This is a genomic window from Dactylosporangium sp. CA-139114 (assembly GCF_050955725.1).
Lineage (GTDB): Bacteria > Actinomycetota > Actinomycetes > Mycobacteriales > Micromonosporaceae > Dactylosporangium.
On sequence record NZ_CP192080.1, the window covers coordinates 5,508,436 to 5,528,858 of the forward strand.

Annotated in this window: 15 protein-coding genes; 10 read left to right on the forward strand and 5 right to left on the reverse strand. The window is 74.3% G+C overall.

Annotated elements, in window-relative coordinates:
* Positions 1 to 74 precede the first annotated feature (74 nt).
* The 9 genes from ACQP2P_RS24165 (at position 75) to ACQP2P_RS24205 (ending at position 11,268) form a co-directional block, all read left to right on the forward strand.
* A complete protein-coding gene (locus tag ACQP2P_RS24165; protein WP_433604260.1) occupies positions 75 to 836 on the forward strand; it encodes a glycerophosphodiester phosphodiesterase family protein in 762 nt (253 codons plus the stop codon).
* A complete protein-coding gene (locus tag ACQP2P_RS24170) occupies positions 827 to 2,224 on the forward strand; it encodes an MFS transporter (protein WP_433619237.1) in 1,398 nt (465 codons plus the stop codon). The genes ACQP2P_RS24165 and ACQP2P_RS24170 overlap by 10 nt, the downstream gene beginning before the upstream one ends.
* A 55-nt stretch (positions 2,225 to 2,279) precedes the next feature.
* Positions 2,280 to 5,282, forward strand: coding sequence for an AfsR/SARP family transcriptional regulator (locus tag ACQP2P_RS24175; RefSeq protein ID WP_433604263.1), 3,003 nt, complete (start codon positions 2,280 to 2,282; stop codon positions 5,280 to 5,282).
* Positions 5,283 to 5,293: 11 nt separating this feature from the next.
* Positions 5,294 to 5,995, forward strand: a complete 702-nt coding sequence (locus ACQP2P_RS24180; RefSeq protein ID WP_433604265.1) for a thymidine kinase — start codon at positions 5,294 to 5,296, stop codon at positions 5,993 to 5,995.
* Between the two features lie 121 nt (positions 5,996 to 6,116).
* Positions 6,117 to 6,839: an NUDIX hydrolase gene (locus tag ACQP2P_RS24185; RefSeq protein WP_433604267.1), complete on the forward strand. Its 723-nt coding sequence runs from the start codon at positions 6,117 to 6,119 to the stop codon at positions 6,837 to 6,839.
* Entirely contained in the window at positions 6,836 to 7,987 is a 1,152-nt protein-coding gene (locus ACQP2P_RS24190; RefSeq protein WP_433604269.1) for a purine phosphorylase, read from the forward strand. The genes ACQP2P_RS24185 and ACQP2P_RS24190 overlap by 4 nt, the downstream gene beginning before the upstream one ends.
* Positions 7,984 to 9,966, forward strand: a complete 1,983-nt coding sequence (locus ACQP2P_RS24195; RefSeq protein WP_433604271.1) for a hypothetical protein — start codon at positions 7,984 to 7,986, stop codon at positions 9,964 to 9,966. The genes ACQP2P_RS24190 and ACQP2P_RS24195 overlap by 4 nt, the downstream gene beginning before the upstream one ends.
* Positions 9,967 to 9,989: 23 nt before the next feature.
* Complete coding sequence (locus tag ACQP2P_RS24200; protein WP_433604273.1) at positions 9,990 to 10,352, forward strand: DoxX family protein; 363 nt, start codon at positions 9,990 to 9,992, stop codon at positions 10,350 to 10,352.
* A gap of 1 nt (position 10,353) precedes the next feature.
* Positions 10,354 to 11,268, forward strand: a complete 915-nt coding sequence (locus ACQP2P_RS24205) for an RNA polymerase sigma-70 factor (RefSeq protein ID WP_433604275.1) — start codon at positions 10,354 to 10,356, stop codon at positions 11,266 to 11,268.
* Here ACQP2P_RS24205 and ACQP2P_RS24210 read toward each other — a convergent pair.
* Together ACQP2P_RS24210 and ACQP2P_RS24215 are read right to left on the reverse strand one after the other, a co-directional pair.
* Positions 11,248 to 12,189, reverse strand: coding sequence for an endonuclease/exonuclease/phosphatase family protein (locus tag ACQP2P_RS24210; RefSeq protein WP_433604277.1), 942 nt, complete (start codon positions 12,187 to 12,189; stop codon positions 11,248 to 11,250). The two genes, ACQP2P_RS24205 and ACQP2P_RS24210, sit on opposite strands and share 21 nt — an antisense overlap.
* Positions 12,186 to 13,370 carry a winged helix DNA-binding domain-containing protein gene (locus ACQP2P_RS24215; RefSeq protein WP_433604279.1) on the reverse strand — a complete coding sequence of 395 codons (1,185 nt, stop codon included), beginning with the start codon at positions 13,368 to 13,370 and terminating at the stop codon, positions 12,186 to 12,188. Before ACQP2P_RS24215 ends, ACQP2P_RS24210 begins: the two co-directional genes overlap by 4 nt.
* A gap of 65 nt (positions 13,371 to 13,435) precedes the next feature.
* Here ACQP2P_RS24215 and ACQP2P_RS24220 point away from each other — a divergent pair, with 65 nt between their 5' ends.
* Entirely contained in the window at positions 13,436 to 15,121 is a 1,686-nt protein-coding gene (locus ACQP2P_RS24220; protein ID WP_433604281.1) for an acyl-CoA dehydrogenase family protein, read from the forward strand.
* 908 nt (positions 15,122 to 16,029) lie between these two features.
* On the opposite strand, the gene ACQP2P_RS24225 is transcribed toward ACQP2P_RS24220, so the two are convergent.
* The 3 genes from ACQP2P_RS24225 to ACQP2P_RS24235 all read right to left on the reverse strand — a co-directional run bounded on the left by ACQP2P_RS24225 (position 16,030) and on the right by ACQP2P_RS24235 (position 20,389).
* A complete protein-coding gene (locus tag ACQP2P_RS24225; protein ID WP_433089733.1) occupies positions 16,030 to 16,995 on the reverse strand; it encodes a tyrosine-type recombinase/integrase in 966 nt (321 codons plus the stop codon).
* A gap of 2 nt (positions 16,996 to 16,997) precedes the next feature.
* Positions 16,998 to 17,633, reverse strand: coding sequence for a class I SAM-dependent methyltransferase (locus ACQP2P_RS24230; RefSeq protein WP_433604284.1), 636 nt, complete (start codon positions 17,631 to 17,633; stop codon positions 16,998 to 17,000).
* A 416-nt stretch (positions 17,634 to 18,049) separates the two neighbouring features.
* Positions 18,050 to 20,389 carry a HelD family protein gene (locus ACQP2P_RS24235; RefSeq protein WP_433604286.1) on the reverse strand — a complete coding sequence of 780 codons (2,340 nt, stop codon included), beginning with the start codon at positions 20,387 to 20,389 and terminating at the stop codon, positions 18,050 to 18,052.
* Positions 20,390 to 20,423: the final 34 nt, after the last annotated feature.

Below are 20,423 nucleotides of genomic sequence, written 5' to 3' on the forward strand. Positions count from 1 at the left end.
TCTGCGTCGGCCGTCAAGCCTGCCGTAACCCGCCGTTGCGCAAAGTTGACCGAAGACCGCTGCATACTGGCCGCGTGAAGCAGGTGCCCTACCTCGACGCCCCAGGACCGCTGGGCTTCGCCCACCGTGGCGGGGCAGCAGCCGGTGACGAGAACACGACAGCGGCGTTCGCCCGTGCCGTCGAGCTCGGATACCGCTATATCGAGACCGACACGCACGCCACCGCCGACGGGGTCGCGGTCGTGTTCCACGATGACACGCTCGAGCGGCTCCTGGGACGTCCGGGTCGGATGATCGACTTACGGTGGACGGACCTGCGCAGCGAACGCGTCGGCGGCGCCGCCGCGGTGCCCCGCCTCGACGAGGTCCTCGACGCCTACCCGGACATCCGGTTCAACATCGACACCAAGACCGAGCAGGCGGTACACCCGACGCTGGAGGTCGTGGAGCGGCTCAAGGCCCACGAGCGGGTGCTGCTGGCGTCGTTCTCGTCCGCCCGGCTGCGCCGCATCCGCCGGCTGGCCGGGCCGGCCGTCGCGACCTCCATGGGCATGCGCGAGGTCGCCGGGCTGTTCGCCGCCTACCAGGTCGGCCGCCGCTACACCCCGGCCGAGAGCGTCGTGGCGGTGCAGATCCCGCCGCGGTACGGCCGCATCACCCTGGCCACCGGCAAGTTCGTGGACTACTGCCACCGCGTGGGACTGCGGGTGCACCTGTGGACCATCGACGACCCGGCGGAAATCGCCCACTTCCTCGACCTCGGCGTAGATGGCATCATGACCGATCACATCGAGGTGTTGCGTGACGTCTACGTGAAGCGAGGCATCTGGCCGTGACGCGGGTCCAGGACGGTTCCACCGGCGGGTCCACTGTGGAGCTCAGCTCCCGCCGTGAACGGGTCGGCTGGTACTTCTACGACTGGGCCAACTCCGCGTTCCAGACCACGGTCGTGACCGTCTTCCTCGGCCCCTACCTGACCGCCATCGCCGAGACCGCGGCGAAGTGCCCCGACGCCGGCTGCCCGGACGACGCCGCGATCCACCCCCTGGGCATCGCGATCGCCCCCGGCTCCCTGTTTCCGTACACGGTGTCGCTGTCGGTGCTGCTGACCGTGTTCGTCCTGCCGGTCGTGGGCGCGATCGCCGACCGGTCGCCGCGCAAGAAGCAGCTCCTGGCGCTGTTCGCGTACATCGGCGCCGCGGCCACGGCCGCGATGCTGTTCCTCACCGGCGACCGGTACCTGCTCGGCGCCGGGCTGTTCCTGCTGGCGAACATCACCTTCGGCGCCTCCGTCGTCGTCTACAACTCGTTCCTGCCCCAGATCGCCGACGAGCAGGAGCGGGACAAGGTCTCCAGCTTCGGCTGGGCGTGGGGCTACCTCGGCGGCGGCACCCTGCTGCTGCTCAACGTCATCGCGGTCCTGTTCAAGGCCGACCTCGGCATGACGACCGGGGAGGTGGCGCGGTACAGCATCGTCTCCGCCGGCGTCTGGTGGGCCGGCTTCACCACGATCCCGCTGCTGGCCCTGCGCAACCGGCCCGTCGCCGACGAGCACCTCGGCGCCGTGCGCGGCAACCCGCTCACCGACGGCTTCAAGCAGCTGTGGGGCACGCTCAAGGGGCTGCGGGCGTACCCGCTCACGCTGTTCTTCCTCGTCGCGTACCTCATCTACAACGACGGCATCCAGACCGTCATCTCGCTGGCCAGCCAGTACGGCACCGAGGAGCTCAAGCTCTCCGACGGCGTCCTGGTGCCCACGATCCTCATGGTGCAGTTCCTGGCCTTCGCCGGGGCGCTGCTGCTGGGCCGGCTCGCCAAGGCCATCGGCGCGTGGAAGACGATCCTGGTCAGCCTGGTGCTGTGGACCGTCGTCATCGTCGTGGCGTTCTTCCTGCCGGCCGGGCAGGCGGTGCCGTTCGTCATCCTCGGCGGCGGGATCGGCCTCGTCCTCGGCGGCAGCCAGGCCCTGTCGCGGTCGCTGTTCTCGCAGCTGATCCCGAAAGGCAAGGAGGGCGAGTACTTCGGCATCTACGAGATCTCCGACAAGGGCACCAGCTGGCTCGGCCCGCTCGCGTTCGGCCTCGCCTACGACCTGACCCGCAGCTACCGCGTCGCGATCATCGCGCTCGTGGTGTTCTTCGTCGCCGGGTTCGTGGTGCTGCTGTTCGTGCCGATCCGCCGCGCGATCGTCGCCTCCGGCAACACGCCGCCGGCCAAGCTCTGACGGGCTCCTGACTGGCGGGTGTCGTGTACGTGACACCCTGCGTTACTGTTCGGTCGTGCGTTACCGGCTGCTCGGTCCGCTGGAGGTCGAGGTCGCCGGCCGGCGGCTGGAGATCTCCGCGACCCGCGACCGGGTCCTGCTGGTCATGCTGCTGCTGCAGCCGAACCGGGTCGTCACGCTGCCCCGGCTCGTCGATGCCGTCTGGGGCGACGCCGCCCCCGCCACCGCCCGCGCCCAGCTGCACACCTGCGTGTCCCGGCTGCGCCGGCAGCTGCCCGGCGCGATCCAGACCGACACCGCCGGCTACCGGGCCGTCGTCGAGCCCGACGAGCTCGACACGCTCGTCTTCGCCCAGCTCGTCGCCGACGGGCGGGCCGCGATGGCCGCCGGGGAGCTGCAGGCCGCCCGCAAACACCTGCGCGACGCCCTCGACCTGTGGCGCGGCCCGGCCCTCGCCGGCGTCGACAGCCCCGGCGTCCAGGCCGCCGCCGTCGCCCTCGAGGAGCGGCACAACAGCGCGCTGGAGGACTGCCTCGACGTCGAGCTGCAGCTGGGGCTGCAGGCCGAGCTGATCAGCCAGCTGACCGGGCTCGCCGAGCAGCACCCGCTGCGGGAGCGCCTGCACGGGCAGCTCATGAGCGCCCTGGCCCGCGTCGGGCGCACCGCCGACGCGATCGCGGTCTACCTGCGCCTCGCCGAGGCCCTCGACGAGCAGCTGGGGCTCGCCCCGAGCGCGGCGTTGCAGGAGTTGTACCGGGGGCTGCTGCAACCCCCACCCGCCGTCAAGCAACGCCCGCCCGCCCTGCTCGGGATGGCGCCCAGCGAGCGCACGGCCACTCAGGCGCCCCGCGCCCTGCCCGTGCCGACCCCGTGGACGCTCCCCCGCGACATCGCCGACTTCTCCGGCCGCGACGACCTCGTCGACCGGCTGGTGCGCGCCGCCCGGCCCGGCCGCGACGACGTGCCCGTGGTGCTCACCGTCGACGGGATGGCCGGCGTCGGCAAGACCAGCCTCGCCGTGCACGTCGCGCACCTCGTCGCCGACCGCTACCCCGACGGGCGGCTCTTCGTCGACCTGCGCGCGCACGGCGAGCGCCCGCCGCTGGCCCCGCACGACGCGGTCGGGCTGCTGCTGCGCCACCTCGGCCTCGACCCGGAGCGCATCCCCGCCGACCCCGACGAGCGGGTCGCCCGGTGGCGCAGCGAGCTCGCCCAGCGCCGGATCCTCGTCGTGCTCGACAACGCCGCCGACCCGGCCCAGGTCACCCCGCTGCTGCCCGGCGCGTCGGCGAGCCTCGTGCTCATCACGAGCCGGCGGCGCCTCGGCGGGCTCGACGGCGCGCACAGCGTCTCCCTCGACGTGCTCGACGACGGCGACGCGGTCCGGTTCGTGACGACCGTCATCGGCGGGCGGGCCGAGGAGGACCCGCGGGCCGTCGCCGACGTCGTGCGGCTCTGCGGCGGGCTGCCGCTGGCGCTGCGGCTGGCCGCGGCCCGGCTCGCGCACCGGCCGTCGTGGAGCGTCGCCGACCTCGCCGACCGGCTCCGGCAGGCCAACCCGGCCCCGATCGACCTCACCGTCGACGGGCGGTCCCCGCACGCCGCGTTCGAGCTGTCGTACCGCGCCCTCGACGCCGCCGCCGCCCGGCTGTTCCGGCTCACGGGCCTGCACCCGTCGGGCGAGTTCGCGGTGCGGGCCGCCGCGGCCCTGGCCGACCTGCCGATCCGCGACGCCGACGAGCTGCTGGGCCGGCTCGTCGACGCCCACCTGCTCATCGAGCCCGTCGCCGGCCGGTTCCGGCTGCACGACCTGCTGCGGGAGTACGCCGCGCAGCTGGCCGCCGAGGACCCCGAACGGGACGCGGCCACCGACCGGATGCTCGACTTCTACCTGCAGGGGGCGGCCGCGGCGACCCGGTCCTGGGAGGGCGGACGGGCCCGCGGCGCGATCGACGTCGGCGAGGTGCACCCGTGGGTGCCCCGCTTCGCCGACCTCGCCAGCACCCGCCGCTGGCTCGACCTGGAGATCGGGAACCTGATCGCGGTCACCCAGCTCGCCGACCGGCTCGGCCGGCACCGGCACACGTGCCTGCTGCCGAGGGCGATGTGGGGGTACCTCTTCCGCAACTCGATGAACGACGTCTCCATCGACCTGCACCGCCGGGCCCTGGCCGCGGCCGAGGCCCTCGCCGACGACGGCCTGATCGCGATGACCCACAACTATCTCGCGTCGGCCTACGCCCGCGAGGGCGACCAGAACAACGCGGCCCGGCACCTGCTGCTCATCGCCGAACACCCGACATGGGGCGCCCGGGCGCGTTCCAACCTCGCCGCCGTCTACCAGTTCGCCGGCCGCCTCACCGAGTCCCTCGAGCTGCTGGAGCACTCGCTGCAGGCGATCTACCCGGCCGAGGTGATCGTCTACGGCGGGCAGTGGACGACGCTCACCACGATCCTGCGGCTGCGCGGGCGCACCGGCGAGGCGCTCACCGCCGCCCGCCGGACCCTGGCCGCCGGGCGGGCCTCCAACGCGCAGCTGGCGTTCAACGGCGCCATCGAGCTCGCCGTGATCCGCCAGGCGCTCGGCCAGCACCACCTCGCCGAGCTGCTGCTGCGCTGGACCGTCAAGCGGATCCTGCCGGAGCTGGGGATGGCGGTGATCTGCGAGGCGCGCAGCTACCTGGGGGTGAGTCTCGTCGCGCTGGGCCGCACCGAGGAGGCGCTGGAGCTGCTGGCGCTGGCCGCCCGCGACTCGGCGCACCTCGACCCGCACATCGCCTGCCTGGCCGCGAGCAACCACGGCGCCGGGCTGCTGGCGGTGGGCCGGCTCGACGAGGCCAAGGCCGAGTACGCGCGGGCCCTGGAGCGGGCGATGCGGGCCGGGTACCGCTACGAGCAGGCCCGCGCCTACCACGGCCTCGGCCTGTGCACGAGCGACCCGCGGCTGTCGCGGCAGCGGCTGCAGACGGCGGCGGAGCTGTACGAGGCGATGGGTGTCACCGAACACGCCGAGGTGGCGGCCCTCCTACGGGACATCGACGAGAAGGCGAACCAGTAGGCTTCTGCGCCGTGACGCCAACCGACGCCGACCCGACCGTCTGTTTCGCCGCTGGTGACTCCCGCACACGACGCGGGGGCCGGCTGAAGTTCTTCTACGGCCCGATGGACTGCGGCAAATCCACCCTCGCGCTGCAGATGGACTACAACCACGCCCGGCAGGGCCGCCACGGCATGGTCCTCACGACCATCGACCGGGCGGGCCCGGGCCGGCTGTCCACGCGCATCGGCCTGGGCAAGGACGCCGTCGACGTGGCCGGGCTGGACCTGCGCACCCTGGTCCGCGACCGCTGGGCCCGCGGCATCCGCGTCGACTACCTCATCTGCGACGAGGCGAGCTTCTACACCGTCGAGCAGATCGAGCAGCTGGCGGACCTGGTCGACAACTCGGACGTCGACGTGTACGCGTTCGGCCTCGCCACCGACTTCCGCACGTGCCTGTTCCCGGCCGCGCAGCGCCTGTTCGAGCTGGCCGACGAGGTGACGAAGGTCCAGGTCGAGGTCCTGTGCTGGTGCGGGCGCAGCGGCACCCTCAACGCCCGGGTCGTGGACGGGGCCATCGCCCGCGAGGGCGACCAGGTGGTGATCGGCGACACCACGGCCGACGACGTGGTGGCCGCGGACGTGCACTACCAGGTGCTGTGCCGGCGCCACCACCGCGCGGGCGACCTGGGCCCGGCCGCCCGCGCCGGAGGCCAGCTCCGCCTGGTGTGAGGCCGGCCCCCACCGTTTCCATCGCCGTCTCGTGGCCGACCGTAGCGGCGCTTTCGCGCATCGTGCGAAAGCGGAGTCGACGGACTTTACGTCGGATTGACAGTAAGGCTACGGTCCATCCATGCCTCACGATGATTGGCGGCCGCCGGCCGTCCTGCTCGCGGTGGACCTGGTCATCCTGACCCTGCACGGCACCCGGCTCAGCGTGCTGCTCGTCGAGCGCGGCATCGAACCCCACCGCGGCGCAATGGCCCTGCCGGGCGGCTTCCTCGCCCACGACCAGGAGGACCTGCTGCCGGCCGCGCGGCGCGAGCTGCGCGAGGAGGCCGACCTCGACGCGCAGCGGCTGCACCTCGAGCAGCTCGGGGTGTACGCGACGCCCGGCCGGGACCCGCGGGGCCGGGTCGTGTCCGTCGCCTACCTGGCGATCGCCCCGCGCCTGCCCGAACCGACCGCCGGCACTGACGCCTCGGGCGCGTCCTGGGCACCGGTCGACCGCATCCTCGGCGGCGCCGCACCGGTGGCGTTCGACCATCGCCAGATCATCGGCGACGGCGTCGAACGCGCCCGCGGGAAGCTGGAGCACACCGCACTGGCCACCGCGTTCTGCGGCCCGACGTTCACGATCGCCGAGCTGCAGGAGGTGTACGAGGCGGTGTGGGACGTACGGCTCGACGGCCGCAACTTCTACCGCAAGGTCCAGGGGGCCGACGGGTTCATCGTCCCGGCCGGCCCGATGCGCAGCGCCGGCGTCGGCCGCCCGGCCCGGCTGTTCCGCCCCGGACCCCGCTCCCGGCTCCATCCCCCGATCATCCGGCCGGCCGCGACGGCGGTCCGGGCATGAGCGCCGACCTGGTCGTCGTGCTCACTGCGATGAACCTCGAGTACGACGCGGTCCGGGCGCGGCTCGACAACCCGCGGGTCCACCGGCACTCGGCAGGAACACGCTTCGAGATCGGCCGGCTGCACGGCGGCGGTCGCGTCGCGCTCGGCCTCGTCGGCAAGGGAAACCATCCGGCCGCGGTCCTCGCCGAACGGGCCGTGACCGCGTTCGACCCGATCGCGGTGCTCTTCGCTGGCGTCGCGGGCGGGCTGTGGCCGAGCATCCGCCTCGGCGACGTCGTCGTCGGATCGCAGATCTACGCCTACCACGGCGGGACCAGTGAAGACGACGGACTCAAGGCCCGCCCGCGCGCCTGGGAGGTCCCGCACGGCGCCGGCCAGATCGCGCAGCACCTGATCCGCACCGGCGGATGGGCGACCGGCCTGCCTGCCGGCCCCGTCCCGGCCGTGCACTTCGGCCCCATCGCCGCGGGCGAGATCGTGCACGACTCGGCGGTCTCCGAACAGGCCCGCTGGGTCCGTCAGCACTACAACGACGCACTCGCGATCGAGATGGAAGCCGCAGGCGTGGCGCAGGCCGGCCACCTCAACGGCTCCCTGCCGGTCGTCGTCGTGCGCGGCATTAGCGACCGCGCCGACGGCACGAAGACGACCTCGGATGGGCAGTCGTGGCAGCCCCGCGCCGCCACCCACGCCGCCGCGTTCGCCACGGCGCTCGCCGCGGAGCTCATCGCCGACCGGGCCGCCGGACCGACCTCGACCAACCACCGAACGGAGCACCCGGGCATGGAGACGACCAACACCAACATCGCCACCGGGAACGCGCGCGTCGGCGTGCAGGCCGGCCAGGTGTACGGCGGCATCACCATCAGCGCAGCCCCCGCGCCCGCCGCCGATCTCGCGGCAGGGATCGCTGGACTGCGCCAGCGCGTCCTGCAGGCCTTCCACGACGGCCGACTCGACGGCCCCACCCACGCCGCGGCCGAGGCCGAACTCAAGATCGCCGGCGAGTGCGTCCACGATCACAACCCCGACAGCCGCAGCACCCTACTCGTCACGCTGCGGCGCCTCGGCGGACTGGTGGCTGAGGTCGCCGAGCTCGCCGCCGGGGTGGCCGCGCTCATCGCCGCGGTCCGGAGCCTCACATGACCGCGAACATCGCCCAGGATGACGCGACCGTCGGCGTCCAGGCGGAGGTGGTGCACGGCGACATCACCGTCTATCAACTCGCACCGGACGCGCCGGCCGAGAACTGGTTCCGCAAGGGCGTCTGGTACCTCGACGCCCGCATCCCCGCCCAGGCCCTCCAACACATCGAGGCGGCGATCACCCGCGGGTACGAGACCGATGAGGTGCGCTTCCACCGGCTGCTCGCCCTGCTCAGCGGGCGCACGCTGCGCCAGCTCGGCCCCGAGGAGCTCACCCGCCTCGCCGCGATCTGCGAAGGCATCCCCCACCTGGGCGGCTCCGACGAGTGGACGGCCGGGCTGCGGGCCCTCCTGCGCCTGCTCGACTCGATCGGCGCCGCGGCGACCGACCTCGTGGTCAAGGAGCTGGACAGCCTCGGACCGGCACAGCGCAACAAGATTCTCGACCACCTCAGCCTGCTGCTCGAGGGCCCCCTGGAGGACCAGCTGTGGCACCGCTCGGTCCAGCGGGCCACCGACGAGCGGATGGCCCGTGATCGCGAGGGCCGTGCCTGGACCTTCTTCCAGCCGAAACCGGCGCCGCCACGCGCGCGTCCACCCCGCCCAGCGGCCCCCGCGCCCGGCGACTGGATCCGTGCCGGTGCCTGCTCCGTCGGCCTGGCGGTCGCAGTCGGCACGATCGGGCGGCAGGCGGTGCGCAGCGGCGACGTCGTGGCGCTGCTCGCCCTCGTGGTGTTCGTCGTGTCGGCCGCGGCGGCGCTGTACGCCGGCGCCGACTGGCACTTCCACACGACCCGGCGACGCGCCAAGGACGCCGCGCTGCGCCAGCCGCCGCGCCCCCGCGAGCCCCGTGAGGCCGGCAACAGCTTCACCCGCAGCGTCGATCGCGCCTTCGACCGGTACTTCAGCCGGTACGTGCCCCGCGGCGCCACCCGATCCGACTGGGAGGAGGCGACCGCCGGGATCCGCCGGCAGCTGCGCGACGAGCTGGTCGAGATCTACCGCGAGCAGCCGGTGAAGGCCGACCGGATCGCCTGGCTGATCCGGTACCTCGTCGGCGACGTCCGGCGCCGATGGGAGAACGGCACCCTGACGGCCTACCGTGCGACGCTGCGGCCGGCCCCGCTGACCAGGGCGGTGTGCGTCGCGGGACTGGTGGGTGCCGTCATTGCCGGCCTCACGGTCGCGCCGGCCGCCGTGGTCGCGGCCCCGGTGACCGGGTCGCTGTCGGTCCTGCTCGCGATCCTGTGCGCGGCCGCCGGTCCGGGGGCCGGGTTCCGGATCGCCGGCGAGTTCCGGCGGGCGCGGGCCGATGCGCAGGAGCAGCAGTCGGAACTCGCGGCCCGGTGGGCGGCGTACGAGCGCTGGCAGTTGAGGCTCTCCCGGCGGCCATCCGACGCCCAGGTCGCCGCATGGCTGGAGTGTGATCGGAAGGTCCTCGTGGACGAGACGATGCGGCAGTACCGGCTGCGGCCCAGCCAGGTGATCGCGCACGCCTTCATCGAGGCGCCGGGCCGCTCCTACCGGCGAGCCCGAGTGACCGGCGGCCCGTGGCGGTACACCCGCTACCGGCTGCTGTTGTTCCTGCTGACCGACGACGGCGTGCGGCAGGTCGACATCGACCTCGACTTCGTCCACGGCACATCCGCACGGACCCAGCGGCTCAACTACCGGTTCGACGCAGTCGCCGCGGTTCGCATCGACGGTCTGGCCAGGGCGCAGCAGACCTTCGAACTCACCCTCGTCAACGGCGAGCCCATCCGGGTCGCGGTGACCGAGGCGAGCGACGAGTCGCTGCAGCCGGGCGAGGATCCCTGGACGTTGTCGGCGGTCGCCATGGACGCCTCGGGCCTCCCGCACACGCTCAACGTGCTGGAGGGCGTCGCCGCCGAGGGCAAGCAGTGGATTCGCCACCAGCGCCGCCGGGCCGACAGCCGCCTTGCGGAGGTCACCGCCATCGTCCACGACCTGATCGGCTGAGCCCCGCAATCACCGTGACGGCGATGTCACCGGCGGGGCGGCTGCCTCGTCACGAGGGCATGAACATCGTGCAGTGGATCCTCGCGTTCGTGGCGCTCACCGGTGGCGTCACCAAGACGTTCGTGCCCAAGGCGAAGCTCGCCTCGATGCACGGGGCCGGGTGGACCGGCGCGGCGCCGGGGTGGTTCGTGCGCACGCTCGGCGTGCTCGAGCTGTGCGCCGTGGCCGGGTACTTCGTGCTCCCGGCGGTCACCGCCGGGTGTTGGATGGTGCTCATGGTGGGAGCGGCGGTCACGCACGGGCGGCGGGGCGAGGTCGGGCTCGCCGGGCTCAACTTCGTGTATCTCGGGCTGGCCGCGTTCGTGGTGTGGGCGCAGGTCGGCTGACGTGGATCGGGCCGAGGAGTTCGAGGGGCTGCGCGGGCTGCTGTTCTCGATCGCGTACCGCGTGCTCGGCAGCGTGGGCGAGGCCGAGGACGCGGTGCAGGAGGCCTGGCTGCGGTACGCCGCGACGCCGACCCGACCACGTGACGTCAAGGCGTTCCTGGCCACGACGGTGACCCGCATCGCGATCGACGTGCTGCGCTCGGCTCGGGTGCGGCGGGAGACGTACGCCGGGCCATGGTTGCCCGAGCCGTTGCTGACCGACCCGTACGAGGACCCGCAGCGCGCCGCCGAGCTCGCGGACTCGTTGTCCACGGCGGCGCTGCTGCTGCTCGAACGGCTCAGCCCGCTCGAGCGGGCCGTGTTCGTGCTGCGGGAGGTGTTCGATTTCGGCTTCCCCGAGGTGGCCGCGGCCGTCGGCCGGTCGGAGGCGGCGTGCCGGCAGCTCGTGGTGCGCGCGCGGCGGCACATGGCCGAGGGGCGGCCCCGGTTCACCGCCGATCGCGGCGAGCGGGCCGCCCTCGCGGCCCGGTTCTTCTCCGCGCTGCGGGTCGGGGACGTGGCCGGGCTGCAGTCGCTGCTCGCCGCCGATGTCGCCGTGGTCGGCGACGGCGGCGGCAAGGCCCCGCAGCTGACCCGGCCGGTCGCGGGCGCCGAGCACGTGGCCCGGCTGCTGGCCACCGTCTTCCCGCGGATGGCGCGCGCGGCGATCACCCTCGAGCCGTGCGAGGTCAACGGCGATCCGGGTGCCGTCGCGCGTGACCGGGACGGGCGGGTCCTGCACACGATGGCGCTCGACGTCCTCGACGGCCGCGTGCGGACCATCCGCGTCGTGATCAACCCGGACAAGCTCACGCACCTCGGGCCGGTCGCGGACGCGTGGGCCCTGACCCGGCGGCTACGCCGGCGGGAGGACTAGCTCGGCGACGACCGGGCGGTGGTCGCTCTCGCCCGCGGGCCGGGAGCCGAACTCGCGCACGCCGATGCGCTCGTCGACCAGCACGTGGTCCAGGGTGATCGGCGGGGTCCAGAACGGCAGGGTCTCGGTGCGCAAGGGCCACGTCGGCGTCAGGCCCCGCCCGCGCTCGGCGGCCGCGTCGCGGTAGCCGGCGCGCAGGAGGCCGCGCAGCACCGCGTGGTCGAGGGTGGCGTTGAAGTCGCCCAGCAGGACGCGCGGCGGTTCGTCCGCGGACGGGGTCGCCTGGGCCGCGATCTGGTCGCGCCAGATGCCGACCCGGCCCAGCCGCGGCGGGTAGGGGTGCGCGGACTCGATCAGGACCGGGCCGGCGCCGGGCACGTGGACCGTCGCGGCCGTCTGCCACATCGCGATCGCCTCGAGGGTTCTCGTCTGCGGGCCGGTGATCGGGTGGCGGCTGAACAGGCCCGAGCCGCCGCCGCCCGGGGCGGGGGCCACGACGCGGTGCGGCAGCAGGGCGTCGATGCCGGCGTCGTGGAGCGCGGCCAGGCCGTCCGCGGTGAGCTCCTGCACCGCGAGGACGTCGATGTCGTCGATCTTCAGCTGGTCGACGAACGCCGGGGTGGCGTTGCGGCCGTACAGCAGGTTCGCGCACATCACCCGCAGCCGCACGCCCTCGACCGGCCGGCGGCGCGGCACCAGGCGCGGCGCGACCAGGGCGGCGAGCACGACCCCGCAGCCCGCCAGGATCAGCCCGGGCACCGGGGCGACGAGCGCCAGCGAGCCCAGGAGCAGGGCGCCCACGGCGGCGTACGGGGTGTACGTGATCAACTGCACCAGCGGGGTGCCGCGTTCGGCTCCCAGCGCGCGCACCACCGTGTAGGCGCTCGCCAGTCCGGCGAGCGCCCAGCAGATCACCGTCATGCGACGACCGTACCGGCGGGGTCCGCGAGTTTCCGCTCGAGCGGGGCCCGGAACCGGGGAGTCACCCGGGCGTCGCCCAGCCAGCCTTCGAGTTCGCTCGCGGCCCGGGTGACGGCCTTGCGCACGGACGCGGGGACCTCCTCGATCAGCTCCCACGCGATGCGGCCCGTCGGCTGTTGCGCCCAGCCGCCGACGATGCGGCCGTCCGACCAGATCGTCGGGCCGGCGTTGCCGGTGCGGTCGAACACGGCCGGCGCGTGCGGGCCGAGGTACCACTGCCGCTCCTGGAATCCCATGACCGTCGGGTCCAGTCCGGGCAGCAGCGCCACCCAGGGGCCGGGGTCGTCGACCGGGGCGGTGTCGGTGGGCAGGACATAGCCGGTCTCGCCGCCGTCGAGCTCGACCGCGACGGCCTCCAGCGCACGCAGGGCCGCACGGGTGTGCGTCATCGTCCAGCCCGTCCACCACTTGAGGTCGGCGGCTGTACCGGGGCCGAAGCGCGCCAGCCACGCCCGGGCGAGCTCGGTGCGGGCCTCGGCCGGGTCCAGGTCGGCCATCGGCTCGGGGAGCCAGTCCGGCAGGCAGGACCACGCGTACTGGCTGCTGATCCACGTGCCGAGGGGCCGGCCGCGCACGATCCGGCCGTCGGCGGCGAGCAGGAACAGGACCCGGCTGGTCACGTACTGGTTGCCCTGCGGGAACACCAGCAGGCTGCGCAGTCTCGGCTCGTCGGCGGCGAGCTGGGCCGCGGTCGCGCTGCCGCGGCGGCGCAGGGCCTCGAACGTGGACTCGGCGACGTCGTCGAGCCAGGCCGCGTCGCCGACCCCGGCCTCGGTCAGGTGCTTCACGAGCAGCCGCCGCTGCTCGGCCGCGACCGCCCGGGTCGCGGCGGCCTGGACGACGGCGGCGAAGCCGGAGGGCACCACGAACATCGTGCGGCGCATGCCGAGCATCCGCAGCAGCGTGCGCCGCTCGTACAGGGCGTCCTCCACGGTCGCGACGAGGGGCCGGTGCAGGCGCGCCGCGACGGACAGGTGGACGGTCGCCGGGTCGGTGGCGTGCAGCGCGACGAGTTCGGCGGCGACGTCCTCAGGGGTTTTCCCCGGCGGTACCGGCCCGGCGAGCCCGTGCCGCACGGCGAGGCGGGCGCGGCGCTGGGCTGTGTCGATGCGGAGGGTCACGCGTACCAGTATCGCGGCTCCCACGCAACGAGAGCGCGACCGTACCGGACGGTAACGTGTCAGCCATGACGCGATTCGTGCAGACCGGGCCGACGCTGCGTGACCCTTACACTACCGACCCGCAACTGCGCAGCTGGCTGGACCGGCTGCTGGGCGAGGACGGGCACGCGGCCGTGAAGCAGCGCCTGGCGGACCTGTCCGCGGAGGTGCTCGGGCCGCTGCGCGCCGCGCACCACGACGCCGAGACGCACCCGCCGACGCTGACCCGCTTCGACGGGTGGGGCGAGCGGATCGAGCGGGTCGACACCTCGGCCGGCTGGCAGGCGCAGCGGGCGGCGGCGGCGCGTCACGCCGTGGTCGCGCTGCCGTACCTCCCCGAGGCCCGCGACACGTGGGGCCCGGGGGCACGGGTCGTGCAGCAGGCGCTGCTGCACGTGTGGGGGCCGGAGTCGGCGACGTTCTCGTGCCCGGTCGCGATGGCCGACGGGGCCGCGGCGCTGCTCACGCAGACCGGCGCCCAGGGCGAGTGGCTGGCGCGGCTGGTCTCGACCGATCCGGCGGTCGCGGTCACGTCGGGGCAGTGGATGACCGAGTCGCAGGGCGGCTCCGACATCGCGCGCTCGAGCACCACCGCGCGCCCCGACGGCGCCGGCGGCTGGGCGCTGACCGGCGACAAGTGGTTCTGCTCGGCGATCGACTCGGCGATGGCGGTCGCGCTTGCCCGGCCCGAGGGCGCCGGGCCCGGCAGCAGGAGCCTGGTGCCGTTCCTGGTGCCGCGCTACGGCGCCGACGGCCGCTCCCCCGCGCCCGGGCTGCAGGTGCTGCGGCTCAAGGACAAGCTCGGCACGCGCGCGGTCCCGACCGGCGAGGTCCGCCTCGACGGGGTCGCCGCCCATCCGCTGACCGACCCGGGACAGCCGGGCCTGGCCGCGATGATGACGCTGGTCGTGGTCACGCGGCTGCACAACGCGGCCGCGGCGGCGGGCGGGATGCGCCGTGGCCTGGAGTACGCGCTCGCCTACGCCTCGCAGCGGACCGTCGCCGGTGGGGTCCTGGCCGCCAACCCGCTGCACCGGGCCACGCTCGGCGGCCTGGCGGTCGACGCGGCCGGGGCGTTCGCGCTGGCCGCGCACTCGTTCGCGCTGCTGGGCCGGGCCGAGCACGGCGACGCCGCGGCGGCGGCCGAGCTGCGGCTGGCGGCCCCCCTGGCGAAGCTCACGACCGGGCGGCTCGCGGTCGCCTCGGCCAGCGAATACCTGGAGTGCTTCGGCGGGGCCGGGTACGTCGAGGACACCGGCATCCCGCGGCTGCTGCGCGACGCCCAGGTGCTGCCGATCTGGGAGGGGACCACGAACGTGCTCTCCGTCGACGTGCTGCGAGCCCTCACGTCGGGTGACGGCGCCAAGCCGCTGCTGTATCGACTGACCGCGGCCGCGGATGCCGCCACCCACCGGCTACCGGGCGTGGCCGAGGCGCTCGCCGCCGCGACGGCCCGGCTCGCCGCGGACCTCGCGACCGCCGCGGCCGACCCCCGCGACCCGCGGGTGGTGGCCGGGGCGCGGGAGCTGGCGCTGCGGCTCGGGCACGCGCTGACCGCCGCCCTGCTGCTCGAGCACGCCGCGTGGGCGGCCGAGCACGGCGACGAGGGGCCGGCGCTGCTGGCGTCGCTGTGGATTCTGCGGCGCCTGGGCAACGCGGACATCTCGGCGGATCTGCACGCCGGATTCGAACAGTTGCTCAACGTGGCGTAAGAGCGGGTGCTTTGCTCGGGTCCGTGTCAGTCACAGACCGTCGCTCCCGCCAGACAAATGGGCGGTCCCGAGGGCCTTCGGCCGGAGGGGACCGCCCAGCCGGGTCCGCGGTGGCAAGAGCAAGGACACCTCGCCCTCCTGGTCCGGCCGGCGCGGCCGGCGCTGCCCGTGGTCGTCGTCGACGCGCTCACCGCGGCCCGGCGGACCACGTGCGCGGCCGCGACCGTCGGCACCGGCGGACGGCGACGGTGTGCGATGGGCGGCGACGGCCTACCCCCGGGCTCGCCGGCGCTGCCGCAGCGCCACCGGCGAGACCACGGCGGGTGACGGGTGACGACGGCTGCCGGGCGACGGGCGATCGGCGACGGCAGGCGGCGGCCAGGGGGCGTCCGGTGTCGGCGTACGGCGGCCAGGAGCCTTCGGTGTCGGTGTCGGGCGGCGCGGTGGCGAGGAAGTGCACCGACGCTCAGGGCGGCGTTGCTCATGGCGCGGTCGATGCCGCGTTCCCGGTTGATGCCGCGTTCCCGGCCGTGGCCGACCGTGGCCAGGAGCGCGGCGTTGGGGGACCGGCCAGGCCTGGTCGCGATCCCGATGCCGCGTTCCCGGCCGTGGCCGACCGTGGCTACGAGCGCGGCGTGGCCGGGCCGGGGCCGACCGTGGTCACGAGCGCGGCGTGGGGGCCGGCCAGGCCTGGTCGCCGGTCCCGATACCGGCGCCGACGCAGAGTGCCGCCGCGCGGCCGCGATCGCCGGTCCGGGCGCGGGGCCGGGGACTGTCCCGCCTCGTCGGGCGTGGTCCGTTCTTGCCACCGCGGACGTCGCCCCGCTCGGGCCGGCGAATGCTGGGCCCCAGCGGGGTCCCTGGCGGGAGCGACGGTCCGCAGGTGACGCGGGCCCGAGCAAGCTGCTCTACGTTCTTCGCCTCGCGCGGGCGGCGGCGAGCGTGTGGGCCGGGTCGCGGTCGAGGTTGTAGCGGTCCCGGTCGTAGCGGCGGGTCGTGCGCGGGTCGGCGTGGCCCATCGCGTCCTGCACGTCCTCCAGGGGCACGCCCTCGTCGCGGGCCGTCGTCGCGAACGCGTGCCGCAGCGAGTGCGGGCTCAGGCGCTCCCAGGCGGGCACCGCCGCGTCCCGGGCGAGGCGGCGCACGAGGCGGAACACTGCGTGACGGTCGACGCGGCCGCCGGTCGCGGTGGCGAACAGTGGCCCTGGGGCGTCGCCGCGTTGCGGTAGGTAGTCGTCGATGGCGCGGATGACCCCCGGCGTCAGCGCCCGGCGCCGCGCCTTGCCGCCCTTGCCGGTGAAGCGCACGGTGCGGTGGCCGCGCTCGGCGCCGAGGTCCTCGACGTCCAGGGCCACGACCTCGCCGACGCGCAGGCCGAGGTCGGCGAGCAGGGCGAGGATGGCCCGGTCGCGGGCGGCGGTCGGGCCGTCGAGGCGGTCGGCGGCGGCGAGCATCGCGTCGACCTCGGCCGCGGCCAGCCCGACGGTCGCGGACACGTCGCGGTTCACCCGGGGCCGGTCCGCGCCGCCGACCGGGTTGGCCGCGACCGCCTCGAGCCGCAGCAGGAACGCGTACCAGCTCGACAGCGCCGACAGCTTCCGGGCCACGCTCGCCGGGGCCATCACGCGGCCGGTGCGGCCGTCGACGGTGGTCTCCAGGTCGCGGGCGTACGCGTTGACGTGCAGGAACGAGGCGCGCAACGGGTCCAGGCCGCGCCCGGCGCACCAGGCGAGGAACTGGTGGACGTCGCGGCGGTAGGCGGCCCGGGTGTGCGCGGACAGGCGCCGGTTGGCCAGCCAGGCCTCGGTGAAGTCCGCGGACCCGTCGGCGGGGGCGGGCAGGCCGGGCGGGGTGCGGCGCTCGGGGATCGTCATGGCTACGGGTTGACCGACCACACGGTGGTGCGCTTGACCGGGGCGTCTTCGAGGGTCTGCGGGACCGGCACGTCGTACTCGGCCAGCAGCGTCAGGTGCTCGCGCGGCAGGTAGGCGCGGCCGGGGTCGCCGACGAGGACCGTCGCCCCGCCGCGGGCCGCCCGGCGCAGGTAGTCCAGCATGCGGCGGGTCATCTCGCGGCTGTAGAACACGTCCCCGGCGAGGACCACCTCGGCGTCGGGGTTGCGCTCGAGCACGTCGGCGAGCAGTGGGGTGACGGCGACCCCGTTGGCCTCGGCGTTGATCCCGATCGCGGCGACCGCGAGCTCGTCGATCTCGACCGCGGTGACGCTCGCCGCGCCGGCCTTCATCGCCGCGATGGCGACCAGCCCCGAGCCGGCCGCGAGGTCGAGCACGCTGCGGCCGGCGAGCAGGTCCGGGTGGTCCAGGACGTACCGCGCGAGCGCCTGCCCGCCGGCCCACGCGAACGCCCAGAAGGGCGGGGGCATCTGCGCGCCCTGATCACTTTCGGTCCGTTCCCACAGCTCAATCGCCTCGTCGGCGAGCCGGAGCCGGATCTCGGGGGTGAGCGGCACCGGGCCGAGGGTGGTGTTGTCGAGCACGAATTGCGCGGTCATCGCAGCGGACCGTATCAAGCCCGCTGTCACTCGTGCGTGCGACGCCCCGCGGGGGGTTGTCCCGGTACCGTCACCGCATGGGGGGCGATGCCGTATTCGTCTGGATCATACTCGGCCTCGCGGTGGTCGTGCTGGTCCTCATCGCGCTGTACGTCGACTCCTGGCGCCGCAAGGACGACGCCTGAGTCTCCACCGATCCGGGAGCGTGGTGGACCGGCGGGCATGGCGCCCCCACCCGCACCGGAGAACCTCGGCGGCGCCGGGGACGGCCGGTGAACGAATCCGGCCACTTCCCGGCGTCCGCCGATGACCTGCCACCTCCGGTGAGAGGGCGGCGCAGCGGTTGCTAGGCTCCTCTCGGTTCGGTGAGCGTGCTGGAGTCCGACCCATCACGCTCCCGACTTCCCCCTCCCCGATCACATGCCGATGACCGCGTGCAGCGAGTCCGGCAGCGAACCCGGGTGCAGGATCCCGAGCCGCTGCGTCGCGCGGGTCAGGGCCACGTAGAGGTCGTTGGCGCCGCGCGGCGACTCCTCCACGATCCGCTCCGGGTCCACCACGATGACGCCGTCGAACTCGAGGCCCTTCGCCTGCTTGACGGTCAGCACGACGACCCGGGTGGTGAGGTCCGGCTCCTCGCCGAGGGCGGCGTCGGGGGCTGCCTTTCGCACATGCGGTACCAGATCATCGAAGATCCCTCCGGGCAGGATGACCCCCAGGCGGCCCTCGCCGGCGGCCTCGGCCTCCTGCTCGACCGCCTCGGCGAGCGCGTCGCCGAGGCGGGACTCGCCGACGCCGCGCACCCACGGCTCGACGCCGGCCTGACGGACCGACCGCGGCGGTTCGAGGTCCGGGTCGATCCCGGCGAGGACCAGCGCGGCGACCGACATGATCTCGGCGGGCGTGCGGTAGTTGACGGTGAGCTCGCGCAGCCGCCAGCGGTCCCCGACGTACGGGGTGAGCGCGTCGCCCCACGCCGACGCGCCGCCGAGGTCGCCGGTCTGGGCGACGTCGCCGACGACGGTCATCGAGCGGCTCGGGCAGCGGCGCATGAGCAGCCGCCACGCCATCGCCGACAGCTCCTGGGCCTCGTCGACGATCACGTGCCCGAACGCCCACTTGCGGTCGGCGGCGGCCCGCTCGGCCGGGGTGAGCGCCTCGCCCTCGTCCTGCCGCTCGGCGAGCCGGTCGGCCTCGAGCAGGTCGGTGACGGAGAGCAGTTCGGGGTCGTCCTCGTCCTCGACGTCGATCGACCGCGACCCGAACGCGATCTCCAGGGCCCCCTCGGCGTAGGCGATCTGCTGCCGTCGCCGCCGCTCGGCCAGGATCTCCAGGACGGTCTCGTCCTCGCCGAGCAGCTCGGCGGCCTCGTCCAGCAGCGGTACGTCGGCCGGCGTCCACCCCTCCCGCGGGGCGCGCTTGAGCCGGGGGTCGGCCCCGGCCGCGGCCAGGCGCTTGTCGGACGCGAACAGCCCGGCGAGCAGCTGCTGCGGGGTGAGGATCGGCCACAGCCAGTCCAGGGCACCCAGCACCTCGGCCTCGCCGCGCAGCTCGCGGCGGATCTCGGCGAGGTCGGCCTCGTCGAGCAGCTGAGGGTCGCCCGGGGCGTCGTCGCCGCCGAGCGGATCGTCGGCGTACGGGTCGATGCCGATCGTGTCCGCCACCAGCAGCGACAACGCGTGGATGATCTCGGTGTCGAAGGTCGGGCGGGCGAGGTTGTGCAGCTTGCCGGAGCGGCGGGCGCGCTCGCGGGCGTCCTCGATCACGGCCGGCTCCAGCACGACCTCGCCGCCGTCGAGCAGGTCCAGGTGCAGCGTGATCGGCTCGGACGGCACCCGCTGCCGGTCCCGCACCGCCTCGGCCAGCACCTCGGCCATCTCCGCCCGGCCCTTGATCGCGGCGACGTCGGCCGGCTCCTCCCGGTCGGCGACGACGCCCGGGAACAGGTCGCCCATGGTGCCCAGCAGCACGCCGGTCTCCGCCAGCGACGGCAGAACCTGGGAGATGTACCGCAGGAAGGTCGCGTTGGGCCCGACGATGAGCACGACCCGCGAGGAGAGCATCTGGCGGTGCGTGTAGAGCAGGTAGGCGGCGCGGTGCAGCGCGACGGCCGTCTTGCCGGTGCCGGGGCCGCCCTGCACGACGAGGACACCGCCCAGGTCGGCCCGGATGACGTGGTCCTGCTCGGCCTGGATGGTCTCGACGATGTCGCGCATGCGGCCCGTACGGGATGCGGTGAGCGCGGACAGCAGCGCCGCCTCGCCGGTCACCCCGTCGTGCGCGCCGCGGCCGGTGGCGTGGGCCTCGTTGAGGTCCAGCACCTCGTCGTCGAGCCCGGTCACGGTCCGCCCCGCGGTGCGGATGTGCCGGCGGCGGCGCACCCCGTCCGGCGCGGCCGCGGTGGCCAGGTAGAACGGCCGCGACGCCGGGGCCCGCCAGTCGATCAGCAGCGGCTCGTAGTCGTTCTCCTCGTCGAAGATCCCGATCCGGCCGATGTACCGGACCTCGTCCCCGGCGAAGTCGAGCCGCCCGAAGCACAGCCCGTTCTCGACCGCGCTGTACTGCGCGATCCGGTCCGAGTAGAGCGCCGTCTGCGAGTCGCGGTGCGAACGGTCCGCGGGCGTGCCCCCGGTCTGCAGCAACGTCCTCGTCAGCTGCCCCGACGCCTCCTCACGCAGGCGGTCGAGGTGCCCGTAGAGCGTGTCCAGACGCCCCTGCTCCTCGACGATGTCGGCTGTGTCGGATGGGTTTGACAATCCGCTCTCCAGTCGGCTAACATGTAGCAATCGA